Origin of the sequence: Actinophytocola sp. (assembly GCF_045807065.1) — a bacterium.
GTDB lineage: Bacteria > Actinomycetota > Actinomycetes > Mycobacteriales > Pseudonocardiaceae > Actinophytocola.
The window spans coordinates 1-12,151 of the sequence record NZ_JBJMIE010000529.1 but is presented as its reverse complement, the minus strand read 5'-3'; the positions used below and the strand labels follow the sequence as shown (position 1 = coordinate 12,151).

The 12,151-nt window shown below is 70.6% G+C and carries 11 protein-coding genes; all 11 read left to right on the top strand.

Annotation, left to right across the window (positions count from 1 at the left end):
• A partial coding sequence (locus ACJ73U_RS31035) for an MFS transporter (RefSeq protein ID WP_407781282.1) occupies positions 1–993 on the top strand: 993 nt, incomplete at its 5' end.
• A gap of 386 nt (positions 994–1,379) precedes the next feature.
• Entirely contained in the window at positions 1,380–2,762 is a 1,383-nt protein-coding gene (locus ACJ73U_RS31030) for a TrpB-like pyridoxal phosphate-dependent enzyme (RefSeq protein ID WP_407781281.1), read from the top strand.
• Positions 2,759–3,595 (top strand): hypothetical protein, encoded by an 837-nt coding sequence (locus tag ACJ73U_RS31025; RefSeq protein ID WP_407781280.1) that lies wholly within the window; start codon positions 2,759–2,761, stop codon positions 3,593–3,595. Before ACJ73U_RS31030 ends, ACJ73U_RS31025 begins: the two co-directional genes overlap by 4 nt.
• Before the next feature lie 5 nt (positions 3,596–3,600).
• A complete protein-coding gene (locus ACJ73U_RS31020) occupies positions 3,601–4,233 on the top strand; it encodes a LysE family translocator (RefSeq protein WP_407781279.1) in 633 nt (210 codons plus the stop codon).
• A gap of 371 nt (positions 4,234–4,604) precedes the next feature.
• Positions 4,605–4,835: a ferredoxin gene (locus ACJ73U_RS31015; protein ID WP_407781278.1), complete on the top strand. Its 231-nt coding sequence runs from the start codon at positions 4,605–4,607 to the stop codon at positions 4,833–4,835.
• A gap of 112 nt (positions 4,836–4,947) precedes the next feature.
• A complete protein-coding gene (locus ACJ73U_RS31010) occupies positions 4,948–6,054 on the top strand; it encodes a hypothetical protein (RefSeq protein WP_407781277.1) in 1,107 nt (368 codons plus the stop codon).
• On the top strand, positions 6,051–7,049 hold the full coding sequence (locus ACJ73U_RS31005; RefSeq protein ID WP_407781276.1) for a hypothetical protein: 999 nt from the start codon (positions 6,051–6,053) through the stop codon (positions 7,047–7,049). The genes ACJ73U_RS31010 and ACJ73U_RS31005 overlap by 4 nt, the downstream gene beginning before the upstream one ends.
• 13 nt (positions 7,050–7,062) lie before the next feature.
• Positions 7,063–8,340: a hypothetical protein gene (locus ACJ73U_RS31000; protein WP_407781275.1), complete on the top strand. Its 1,278-nt coding sequence runs from the start codon at positions 7,063–7,065 to the stop codon at positions 8,338–8,340.
• A complete protein-coding gene (locus ACJ73U_RS30995) occupies positions 8,341–9,783 on the top strand; it encodes an aldehyde dehydrogenase family protein (protein WP_407781274.1) in 1,443 nt (480 codons plus the stop codon).
• Positions 9,780–10,898 carry an NAD/NADP octopine/nopaline dehydrogenase family protein gene (locus tag ACJ73U_RS30990; RefSeq protein ID WP_407781273.1) on the top strand — a complete coding sequence of 373 codons (1,119 nt, stop codon included), beginning with the start codon at positions 9,780–9,782 and terminating at the stop codon, positions 10,896–10,898. The genes ACJ73U_RS30995 and ACJ73U_RS30990 overlap by 4 nt, the downstream gene beginning before the upstream one ends.
• On the top strand, positions 10,895–12,097 hold the full coding sequence (locus ACJ73U_RS30985) for a pyridoxal-phosphate dependent enzyme (RefSeq protein ID WP_407781272.1): 1,203 nt from the start codon (positions 10,895–10,897) through the stop codon (positions 12,095–12,097). Before ACJ73U_RS30990 ends, ACJ73U_RS30985 begins: the two co-directional genes overlap by 4 nt.
• Positions 12,098–12,151: the final 54 nt, after the last annotated feature.

The following is a 12,151-nucleotide window of genomic DNA, read 5'->3' as shown; positions in this document are numbered from 1 at the left end:
GGGTGGTGGTTGGGACGGCTGTTCGACCGCCGGCCCGCCCGGACGTACGCGATCGTCGTGATCCTCCTGAGCTCAGTGGGCTATGTGCTGTTGCCCGGGGTATCGAGCTTCCCGGTACTGCTTTTGATGGCGGCGACGGTGCTCGGCGCGATGGGAGCGGCCTTCCCGCAGTTGTTCGCCCTGGCCCGCGCCGTGCTCGGCGAGGGCACTGCCGGGCAACGTTCCGCGCCGCTGCTGCGCTCGGCCTGGTCTCTGGCGTGGGCCGTCGGGCCGTTGCTGGGGGCGCTCGTCCTGTCCAGGGGCGGCTACCCGTGGCTGATGCGGCTGGCTGCCTGCGTGTTCCTCGCGTCCGCGCTGAGTGTTCTCGTCGTGCCGCGGCCCGGACCCGTCACGGTCGCGCGCCCGTCGCCGGGCAGCATCCCCGTCCTGCTCACCATGAGCGTCACGCTGTTCTTCACCGCCCTGTTCGCGGGTGGCTTGGCGCTGCCGTTGTTCGTCACGCGTGCCCTGCACCAGCAACCCGCGTCGGTCGGCGTGCTCTTCAGCGTCTGCGCCGCGGTCGAGGTCGCGGCCACGCTGGCGCTGGCCCTCGTCCCCACCCGAGTCAGTCAGCGGGCCCTGATCCTGGGCGGGTTCGCTTCCTTCGCGTGTTATCACGCCCTGACGGTCGTGTCCTCGGGCATGCTGATGCTCGTCATCGCCCAGGCCCTACGCGGCGTGGCAATCGCAATCGTCGGGGCGGCCGGCATCCGCTACTTCCAAAACCTCCTCGCCCCGGCAACCGGCCGTGCCACCACCCTCTTCGCCAACGCCTCCACCGCCGGCCTGCTGGTCTCCGGCATCCTGTCCGGCCTGGCGATCGAACACTTCGGCTACCGAACGACACTCCTCCTCTGCGCGGTGACAGCCACAGCGGGCGGAATCGCTTTCACCCTCGGTTCCCGCCGCCACGCCGGCAGCCAGCACACACAGGAGACACACGGCAGCGTGTGAACGAGCCAAGACCACCGGCGAATGGAACGAACGCTCCCGGCCCAGCGCGGGCAGCGGCGCGACAGATTGATCGACGGACCGGGGAACCTGTGACCGCACATTGTGCGACCTATTCATTCACTCCAACAGACTAATCCTCAGCGCGCGCCGGGCAATTTGTCACGCTTCGTGATATTCCCTGGTCAAGCACTCGGATCGAACGAAACCGACCTGCCCGATTACCGCACGAACAATCCGGCAGTAATTACCGTCGCGGCGGTTGGATATCGCTGAATTCTGGCTGAAGTGCGGCCGATGTGCTCGACCGAGCCAATTACTTCATGAAACCATCTGGTGACACGACACACACCCCTCGCCGCAGACTCCCCTGCATTCAGGAGGTAGTAATGGTCGACCAGGTCCGGTTTCTTCTCGACGAGGATGACATCCCCACCACCTGGTACAACCTCGCCGCGGATCTGCCACCACTCCACCCGCCGCTGAATCCGGCCACCGGGCGTCCGGTCACCAGGGACGAGATGGCCGCCACGATGCCCGAGGCCATCATCGAGCAGGAGCTGAGCACCGAACGCGAATGGGAGATTCCCGAGGCGGTGCGCCAGATCTACGCGCAGTGGCGGCCGTCGCCGCTGTACCGGGCCCGGCGGCTCGAAGCCGAACTGCGCACGCCCGCGCGCATCTACTACAAGTACGAGGGCGTCGCCCCGACCGGCAGCCACAAGCCCAACACCGCGGTCGCCCAGGTCTACTACAACAAGCTGGCGGGCAAGCGTGGGCTCGTCACCGAGACCGGGGCGGGCCAGTGGGGCAGCGCGACCGCGCAGAGCGCCGCCATGTTCGGCATGTCCGCCAAGGTGTACATGGTCAAGGTGAGCTTCACGCAGAAGCCGTACCGGCGGTCGCTGATGGAGACGTTCGGCACCGTGTGCGTGCCGAGTCCGAGCATCGAGACCGCGGCGGGCCGGGCCGTGCTGGCCGAGGACCCCGAATGCCCCGGCAGCCTCGGTATCGCGACCTCGGAGGCGCTGGAGGCCGCCGCGGTGGACGAGTCGCTGGGCTATGTGCTCGGCAGCGCCGCCAACCACGTGCTCGGCCACCAGACGATCATCGGTCTCGAGGCGATCCGGCAGTTCGAGCTGGCCGACGACTACCCGGACATCGTGATCGGGTGCGCGGGCGGCGGCAGCAACCTGGCCGGTCTCTCCTTCCCGTTCCTGGGGCAGAAGCTGCGGGGCGGCCAGGACGTGCGGCTCATCGCGGCCGAACCGGCCGCCTGCCCGACGCTCACCCGCGGCACCATCGCCTACGACTACGCCGACAAGGCCGGCCTGACCCCCTTGTTCCGCATGCACACCCTCGGCCACGGCTTCGTCCCGCCGACCTTCCACGCGGGCGGTCTGCGTGCGCACGGCATGGGCCAGCTCGTCAGCCGGGCGGTCGAGGACGGTCACATGGAGGCCACCGCCGTCACCCAGCGGCGCTGCTTCGACGGCGCCGTCCTGTTCGCGCGGACCGAGGGCATCCTGCCCGCACCCGAGTCCACGCACGCCATCCGCGTGGCGATCGACGAGGCGATGCGGTGCCGCGAGGAGGGTCGCCAGCAGACCATCCTCTTCGGACTCTCCGGGCACGGGCACTTCGACCTGACCGCGTACGAGCGCTACTTCGCCGGCGAGCTCGACGACACCGTGCTGGACGACGAGACCATCGCGGCGGCGAGGGCGACCATCCCCGCGCAGGTCTGGGACGTCGAGGAGCCGGCGGCATGACCTCGGACAGCTGGGGTTGGCGGGCCAGGATCGGGATCCTGGTCATCCACGCCGATCCCGTGCCGGAGGCGGAGATCTGGGCGATGGCACCGCCCGGGGTGACCGTGTACGCGGCCCGGTTCGTCAGCCCCCGCAAGCGGGGGTCGGACTTCCAGGGCGACCACGCCGCGGCCCTGGCGGACTCCCCCGACATCGCCCGGGGTCTGGCGCACCTCGGCCAGCTCCGGCTCGACGTCATCTGCCTGTGCTTCGGTTCGAGCAGCTTCCTCGCCGGCGCCGGGTTCGACGAGCGGTTCGCGGTGGAGGCGAGCAACCGGGCCGGCGGCACGCCGGTCACCACCGCGCCGCTCGCCATGCTCGACGCCATGGCCGCGCTCGGCGTCGCCAGGCCGTACCTGGTCACTCCGCCGTGGTTCACCGCCACCAGCTACGCCGCGGCCGAACGCTACTTCGCCGACGTGGGTGTCACCTTCGCCGGCCAGACCCGGTTCGACCTCGGCGTCGGCTGGCGCGACCGCGAGACCTACGAGATCTGGGATCTCGGCGGGCAGTGGGAGGTGCGGCCGGAGGAGGTCTACCGGCAGGTGCGCGCGTCCACGCCGGCGCACGCGGACGGAATCCTCCTGCCGGGCAGCGGGTTCCGCACGCTGGAGGCCATCGACCCGCTGGAGCGCGACCTCGGGCTGCCCGTCGTCACGTCCAACCAGGCGTGCCTGTGGCAGTGCCTGCGGATGGCCGGCGTGCTTGACACGGGCATCGCCGCGGGCACTCTGTTCAACCATCAGCGGCTCCCCGCGGTCGCGGAGCGCGCCCAGTCCAGAAAGGCGGGATAACGGATATGCCAACCCTGTCGACAGCGCTGTTGTTCGTCGCGGCGACCATGGCACTGCTGATCGTGCCCGGCCCGGCGGTCGTCTACATCGTCACCAGAACGGTGGCGCAGGGGCGGACGGCCGGTCTCCTGTCGGTGCTCGGCGTCCACGTCGGCTCGATCGTGTACGTGTTGCTCACCTCGCTCGGCATGTCCGCGCTGCTGCTGGCGTCCCCGACGGTGTTCCAGGTCGTGAAGTGGTTCGGCGTCGCCTACCTCGTGTGGCTGGGGATCCAGAAGCTACGCGCGCGACGCGCCGACGACGGCACGGTGGCGGAACCACCGCCGATGTCCAACGCGCGGATCTTCGCCCAGGGCGTGCTGGTGAACGTGCTGAACCCGAAGACCCTGGTGTTCTTCGTGGCGTTCCTGCCGCAGTTCGTCGACCCGGCCCGCGGCCCGGCCGTCTGGCAGCTGCTGTTCTTCGGCGTCGGGTTCATCGTGCTCGGCATCCTCAGCGACGGGTCCTACGCCATGCTGGCCAGTGTCCTGTCCGGTCGGCTGCGCAGCACCGCCAAGGCCCGCCGCCGGCTGGACCTGTCCAGCGGCGCGATCTACATCATCCTCGGCGCGATCGCCGCCGCGGTCAGCCAGGCCTGACCCACCACGTCGCCGCCGAGGCACCCCCTCCTCGGCGGCGACGCCCATTCCGTGACCGGCCACGCCACGCGGCGCGCCCTGTGCTCGCGCCGCGTGGCGCTGTGTGCCGGGAAAAGACCGCAAGAACCGCTGAGCAGCCCGTCCGTCAACAAGTTGCGACGTCAAATAAAAACAATTGTCACGGAGCGCCAAGACACCGTTCCACGCAGTAAGGGGCAGCGATTGATCGGACCAATTGCGTCCACTCGCATAAATGTGCGTATTTCCGATCGTCTTGTTGACGCTCGATCGGCGCCGTCGATACACTCCTGAGCTGTACCGCCGCGGTACGCAGGGTATTTGTGCGAGGAAGTTTGCGCTGGGGGGAATCATTGAAGGTCTGGGTTGAGCGCGCGCTCTGCCAGGGTTCGGAGCTGTGCATCGAGGCTTCCGGCGCGGTATTCGCCACCGACGACGCATATGTCTCCTTCGTGAAGCTGGCGGACGAGGGTGCGCCGGCGGCCAGTGCGGACCATGCGGTCGTCGTGCCTGATGAGCACCAGGATGGTGTGCGCGTCGCGGCGCAGGACTGCCCCGCGCAATGCATCCGGATCGTCGAGTAATCGACGTAGCACGGACAGGTTCTCGGGCACTTGTCCGTTATATGTGGGTTCGGGACTGTATCGCGACTACCTGGGGTGTCAGATGACCGCAATTGGCGGCCGTGTGTCCGCAGTGACCTCATTGACCGCGGTCGATGATCTCGTTTACCAGCGGGAGGACGCATTTGAGCTGAGCGGTCGCGAACTGGCCGACCTGCAGCGCGACCTGCTGCGTGAATCCGTGGAGCACCACCTCGAGGCGTGTCATTCCTATCGTCGTTACGCCGAATCCAACGGGTGGTCCGACGCACTACTCGCGGCCGATGACCTCGTCGACCGGATCCCGCTGCTGCCGGCCACCGTCTTCAAACGCCGCGACGTGATCAGCGGGCCGCGCGAGCGGGTGGTCAAGGTCTGCACCAGCAGCGGCACCCAGGGCGGCCGCAGCCGGGTGCACCGCGACAGCACCACCATGGAGCGTTTCCTCGGCAGTATCGACCGCGGCGCCGACCTGCTGCTGGCCAACCGCGCGGTCGAGCGCAGGCTCTTCGTGCTCGGGCCGGACACCGACGAGGCCGCGGACCTCTGGTTCTCCTATGTGCTCAGCATCGTCGACCTGCTCTACCCCACGGACTTCTTCGTGCGCGACGACGTCCTGCGGCTGGACGAGTTCGCCGCGGCGATCAGCGCCGAGCGACCCGAGCGGCCGCTGGTGATCGGGCCGCCGGTGCTGGTGCGGGACGCGGCGCTGCGCCTGCGCGAGCTGGGGATCCGGCCGGGGTTCGGCGACCGGGGTGGACTCGTGGTCACGGCCGGCGGTTGGAAGAAGTTCGACAGCCAGGCGCTGCCCCGCGACGAGTTCACCGACGTGGTCCGTGACGCCTTCGGCCTCGCCGACCGCGCCCAGGTACGGGACTGCTACAACGCCGTGGAGCTGAACACCGTGCTCTTCGAGTGCGAACACGGCGCCAAGCACGTGCCCGCGTGGGTGCACGCCAGCGCGCGGGACCCGGTGACCCAGCGGCCGCTGGAACCAGGCCAGGTCGGGCCGTTGGCGTTCTGCGACGCGCTGCCGACCAGCTATCCCGGGTTCGTGCTCACCGACGATCTCGGCACCGTCTCGGCCGAGGGGGCCTGTCCGTGCGGCCGGGCTTCTCGGGTTCTCAGCATCAGTCGACGGGTCGAGTCCGTCGAGGCAAGGGGATGTGCGTTGAAGATGGACAGGGCGGTGTCGCGATGAGCTCGGTCGTGGACACGACACTGGACGAGGGATCGACGGCGGTGCGGGAGGTCGTGGTCCGGACCGAGCCGTTCGAGATCGGCACCCCGCGCGGCACCCTGCGCGGCCGGTGGCAGCACGTGCCGGGGCGGGCACGACCGGCGGGCACCGTCGTCGTGGCGCCGCCGTTCGGCGTGCAGATGCGCAAGGGCGCGGCGATCGCGCTGTACTTCCTGCTCAACGGCTACGACGTCGTGCGCTACGACCCGACCAACCACGTCGGGATCGCCGACGGCGACATCGCCGACCTGACCCCGTCCGGTCTCGCCGAGGACCTGCGCCTGGTGGTCGAGTGGGCCACCGCCAACAGCCGCGGCCCGTCGGTGTGCCTGTTCAGCACGAGCATCTCCACCCGCCTGACCTTCGCCATGCTGGCCGGTGCCGAGATCAGCCCGACCGCGGTCGGCGCGATCTCCGCCGTGGTCGACATGGCGGCCACCATCGAGATCGCCGCCGGGCAGGACCTGATCCGGCAGTGGACGTCCGGGCGGGAGACCGACCCGAACGTGGCGCGCGACGTGCTGGACCACGAGATCAAGATGACCTTCGTCAAGGACCTCGTCGAGCGCGGGTGGGACACCACGGCGTCGGTCGAGGCCGACCTCGCCGCCATGGGCCCGGTGCCGCTGCTGACCGTGCAGGGCGCCAAGGACGACTGGGTGGACGTCGAGGAGGCCAAGCGGGTCTTCGGTGCCACGGCGCGGGGCTCGGTCGTGGTGCTCTCCGACGCCGTGCACGCCCTGAACCCGGCCAGTGCCCGCACCGCGATGACCGAGATCATCCGTTTCTTCAACCAGCACTGCGGGGCCGACGCGGGGGACGCGGTGACCGTGCCGCAGTTCCCCCAGATCGTGGCCCAGAGCAAGTCGGAGAGCCGGCTGGACGGCGCGGCCCCGGCCGCGGAGGTCACGCACCTCGTTCCCGTCCCGCCCCAGGCCAGACCCGAGAACCCCTGAGGGAGCACCTGTCATGACCGCCACCCTGAACGTGCCTCTGGCGACGGTGAACGACTCGGCCGGGTTGCGCGCCTGCCTCGGCGCGGCCGGCGAACGCGGCCGGCAGGAGCTCTTCGCCGCCGCGGAGGCGACGCTGACCTTCAGCAGGCACCACTGGCTGCTGTTCGACGGCGAGTACCACGGCCGCAAGGAGCTGAAGGACGCCGTCGCGGCGGCCGCCGCGCTGCCGGCCGAGCAGTGGACGGCGGAGCAGGCCGACCTGTTGCTGTGCCTGTTGGCACTGCGGTTCGCCGCCGTCGGCCTCGAGCAGCTGGACGAGCGGCTCACCGTGTCGACCGTGCGCGACGTGCTGGTGCGCAGGCTGGGCAGCTACCTGCAGGCGCTGGGGCACCCGCGCACACTCAAGCACCTGCCGCTGATCGAGCTGGCGCAGCGGGTGAGCGAGGTGCGCGGTCAGATCGAACGCGACCACCACCGGGTGTCGATCATCGACGGCCGGAAGTGGTACCGGGACGAGGGACTGCTGCCGCGCAGCACCGTCGAGTGGCAACCGCTGCCCGACCACCTGCTCGCCGCGTTCCGCGAGCTGGCGCCCGAGGTGGACACCACGCGAGCGGTGCCGGAGTACCTGGCCGCGGTGACCCGCCGGGTGCTCGCCGAGGACGGCGAGGGCAGGCGCGCGATCGACGCGCTGGTCCGCTCGGCCGTGGCCGACCCCGAGCTGCGGGTCGACCACGCGACGGTGACGTGCCTGCGCGGCGTGCTGCTCGACCGGCCGCAGGAGTTGAGCTCCTCGGACCAGTTCTTCACCCACACGGCCATGGCCGAGGGCCTCGACCTCGCCGAGTACGCCGAGCAGCTCGGACACGAGTCGGAGGACCGCCTGCGGGCGACCCTGCGCGCCCGGATGATCAAGCTCAAGCGCAAGGCCGTGGACAACTACTACGGCAGCGGCTGCCTCGCGGGCGAGTGGATCGAGAAGGCCGCGGACAACATGATCTTCTTCCACGAGGACAGCCACTACCGCGGTCACCAGACCGTCGGGGTGTCCACCGGCGGGCGGGCCGCCTACGAGGTCAGCTACACCCGCGAGGACACCGCGCACACCCTGCCGCCGATGATGGGCGACTTCCGCGTGGTGCGGTTGAGCCACGACCCGGCGCGCCGGTTCACCATCGACGACCTCCGGCACGTCATCCGGTACGCCACCTGGACCAAGCACGTGGTCCAGGAGACCTTCCGCGCACAGGGCGTGCTGCAACGACTGGCCACGGACGCGGAGCTGACCTGAGTGGACACCGTCGAACTACCCATCCTGGTCAACGGCGAACTGGTACACGGCACCGACGCGGAGCCGCACGTCATCGAGTACGAGACGGGCGTGCGGATCCGCATCCCCCGGGTGACCCCGCAGGTGGTCCAGGACGTCCTCAAGACCTCCCGGCTCGCGCTCGCCGAGCTGCACCTCGACGAGATCACCGTGTTCCTGAACGAGGTCGGCAGGCGCTGGGGCGACCCGGACCACGCGGGCCGGGCCGAGGCGGTGGAGCTGGCGTCGCGGATCACCGGCTACCCCCGGGTGATGATGGCGAGCGACTACCAGCGGATCGCGCGGGCGTGCGACCGGGCCAAGCTCTACGACATCGTCGAGACCGACCTGCAGGACCCGTTGCTGCTCGACGACTGGATCCCCCGGCAGTCGGTCTTCCTGCGGGCGGTGCCCAAGGGACGGGTGCTGCACCTGATGGTCGGCAACGTGCCGCTGGCGGGGCTGTTCACCATCGTGCGCGGGCTGCTCACCAAGAACGTGACCGTGGCCAAGCTGCCCAAGCGCGACCCGGTGTCCACACTGGCCTTCGCGCGGGCGTTCGCCGACGTGGACCCGGCGCACCCGCTGACCCGGGCGCTGTCGGTGTTGTACTGGCCGGGCGGCGATCCCGTCGAGCAGTCCTTCGTGGACGCCTCGAACGTGGTGTGCGCCTGGGGTCAGCGCTCGTCGATCGAGTCGATCAAGCCGAAGGTGCCGATGGGCGTCGACCTCCTGGAGTTCGGCCCCAAGGAGAGCCTGATGTTCATCGGCGGCGACCAGGCCGACTGGGACGCCGTCGCCCTGCGCGCCGCCTACGACCTCAGCGTCTACGAGCAGGAGGCCTGCTTCAGCCCGCAGCGGATCTTCGTCGAGGGCGACGCGGACCTGTTCGCGGCCAAGCTGGCCGCGAACCTGGACACCGTGCTGCGCCGGTTGCCCGCCGGGTTCGCGCCCATCGACAAGCGCGCCCACATCGCGCGGGCCCGGCAGGAGGCGCGGTTCGACGGCTGGCGGGTGCGGCAGAGCGAGGGTGCCGAGTGGACGGTGGTCACGCTGCCGGACGGCGAGGCGCCGCGGCTGGACCACCCGCTCGGCCGGACCGCGTACGTGCACCCGGTGCGCGATCTCGCCGACGCCGTGCGGGAGATCCACGCGGAGACCCAGACCGTCTCGGTGTACCCGTGGCAGCGCGGCATGGACCTCGGCGAGCGGATCACCCTGGCCGGCGCGGGCCGGGTGACCGAGGTCGGACTCATGAGCAGGCCGCGCCCCGGGTTCGTGCACGACGCGATGCGCCCGCTGCACGCGATGGTCCGCTGGGTCGCCGTGGAACGCGGCCTGGACTACCGGGGCCGGTTCCGGGACGCCTCGCGCGAGGAGTTCGAGCGCAGGATCTTCGGCGCCCCGGCGAGCGACGAGCCGTGACCCACGCCCGGGTGACCGTGCTCGGCGCCGGCGACGCCGGTCGCGCACTGGCCGGGCTGGCGGCCCGCGCCGGCGCCGAGGTCACCGTGTGGAACCGCGGCGCACGGCGGCTGGCCGACCTGCGGTCCGGGGAACTCACGCTGCTGGACCCGGCCGGGCGCGCGGCCGTGGTGCGCCTGCGCGTCGAGGCGGACCTGACCGTCGCGTGCGCTGACGCCGGACTGGTCCTGCTCGCCGTGTCCTCGGCCGAGCAGGCCGAGCTCGTCGTCCGGGCGTGGCCACACGTGCGCCAGGCGCGAGCGGTGGTGCTGGTCCCCGGCCACACCGGCGGGGTGCTGGCCGCCCGGCACGCGCTCGGCGACGCACCCGGGCCGGCGCTCGCGGAGATGCCACTGCCGTTCGTCTGCCGTGGCACCGGGCCCGCCGAGGTCCAGGTCCGCCAGCACAAGACGCAGGTGCCGGTGGCCGTGCTCCCCGCGGCGGGCACCGAGGACCTGGCCGCCGCGCTCGCGGCGCTGTACCCCGGGGTGCGGGCGGCGAGCGGCCTCTGGGAGACCGGTCTCGGCAACGTCACCGCGGTCTCGCAGCCGGTGCTGGCGCTGACCAACCTGGCCCGCATCGACCGCGCCGAGCCGTTCGCCATCTACACCGACGGGGTGTCCCCCGCGGTCGGCCGGATGATCGAGGCCCTCGACCGGGAACGGCTGGCGCTCGCCGACGCGCTCGGCGTGCGCGTGCCGGGTGTGCTGGCCTGGTTCCACCGGGTGTACGGCACGGCGGCGGACACGGTCGCCGGGTGCTTCGCCGACGCGCCCGGCTACGCCGGGATCGCCGCACCCACCTCGGTGCGCCACCGGTTCCTCGCCGAGCACGTGCGCACCGGCGCCGTGCCGATGGCCGCGTTGGCGCAGGCGGCGGGCAGCCCGCACGCGGTGCTGGACGGCCTGGTCGAACTGGCCTGCGCCGCGACCGGGGAGGACCTGCGTGCCACGGGCCGGACGCTCGCGGCGATGGGCTTTCCCGACGACGCCACGATCGCCGACCTCAGGACCACCGATCGCCGTTTCGCCGAGCTCGTCGGGACCGCAACCCCAGCCGCGAAGGGAGCCGAATGACCGCCGCGATGACCTCGCTCGCGCCGTCGCTGCGCAAGGACGTCGTGCTGGAGTGCCGGGTGTGCGGGTTCGAGGAGCCGACCCGGTTCGTGACCCGCTGCCCGAGGTGCGCGGGAGCGACCGACGTGCTCTACGACCTGTCCCGTGCCACCGTGCGCGACGACCCGAACCCGCTGATCCGCTGGTTCGACCTGCTGCCGTTCGCCGACGCGGAGCAGCTGTACTGGATGGGCGACGGCGACACCCCGCTGGTGCACGCCCGCGAGCTCGGGGCCAGGGCCGGGTTGACCCAGCTGTACCTCAAGGACGAGACGGCCAACCCGTCGCGCAGCGCCAAGGACCGGATGGCGAGCGTGGCCGTCTCGTTCCTCGCCCAGCGCGGTGTCCGCGAGTTCGTGGTGTCCTCGACGGGGAACAGTTCGACGTCGATGGGGCTCAGCGTCTCGCGGGTACCCGAGATCACCCTGCACATCTTCTGCGGCGCGGATTTCCTGGACCGGGTCAACGTCCCCGACACACGCAACGTGTCGGTCTACTGCACGGACACCGATTTCGTCGGCGCCGCGAAGGCGGCGGCCCGGTTCGCGGCCGACAACGGCCTGCCGTTCGAGGGCGGCTTCTTCAACCCAGGCCGGCGGGAAGGCCTCAAGCTGGCCTACCTGGAGGCGTTCGACCAGCTGGCGCCGCGCGAGCCGGACGTCGTCGTCCAGGCGATCAGCAGCGGCATGGGCGTCTACGGCGCCTACAAGGGCGTGATGGAGTACCGCGCGATGGGCAGACTGCGCGGTCTGCCCCGCATCGTCTGCGCGCAGCAGCAGCGGTGCGCGCCGATGTACCGCGCCTTCCACGACGACGCCGAGACGATACGGCCGGAGCACATCGAGAAGAAGCCGCGGGGAGTCGCGAAGGCGATCCTGCGCGGCGATCCCACCGACTCCTACCCGTTCATGCGCTCCGTCGTGCTCGACACCGCGGGCACGTTCGAGGCCGTGTCCGACGACGAGATCCACGCGGCCCAGCACCAGGCGAGGGAGCTCGAAGGACTGGACATGTGCCTGTCCTCGTCGGTCGCGCTGGCCAGCACGCTCAAGCTCGCCAGGACCGGCTGGATCCGGCCGGACGAGGTGGTGCTGGTGAACATCACCGGCGCCGACCGGCCCCCGGTACCCCCGACGAACATCACCCGCGTCACGTCCTGACGCCGGGACCCATCATCCGCAGAAGAACGAAACCCGAGGGACATCGATGAAGAT

Excerpts from the sequence above, each read along its gene's own strand:
- ACJ73U_RS31030 (WP_407781281.1), top strand. The coding sequence starts at position 1,380 with ATGGTCGACCAGGTCCGGTTTCTTCTCGACGAGGATGACATCCCCACC.
- ACJ73U_RS31025 (WP_407781280.1), top strand. The coding sequence starts at position 2,759 with ATGACCTCGGACAGCTGGGGTTGGCGGGCCAGGATCGGGATCCTGGTC.
- ACJ73U_RS31020 (WP_407781279.1), top strand. The coding sequence starts at position 3,601 with ATGCCAACCCTGTCGACAGCGCTGTTGTTCGTCGCGGCGACCATGGCA.
- ACJ73U_RS31005 (WP_407781276.1), top strand. The coding sequence starts at position 6,051 with ATGAGCTCGGTCGTGGACACGACACTGGACGAGGGATCGACGGCGGTG.
- ACJ73U_RS31000 (WP_407781275.1), top strand. The coding sequence starts at position 7,063 with ATGACCGCCACCCTGAACGTGCCTCTGGCGACGGTGAACGACTCGGCC.
- ACJ73U_RS30985 (WP_407781272.1), top strand. The coding sequence starts at position 10,895 with ATGACCGCCGCGATGACCTCGCTCGCGCCGTCGCTGCGCAAGGACGTC.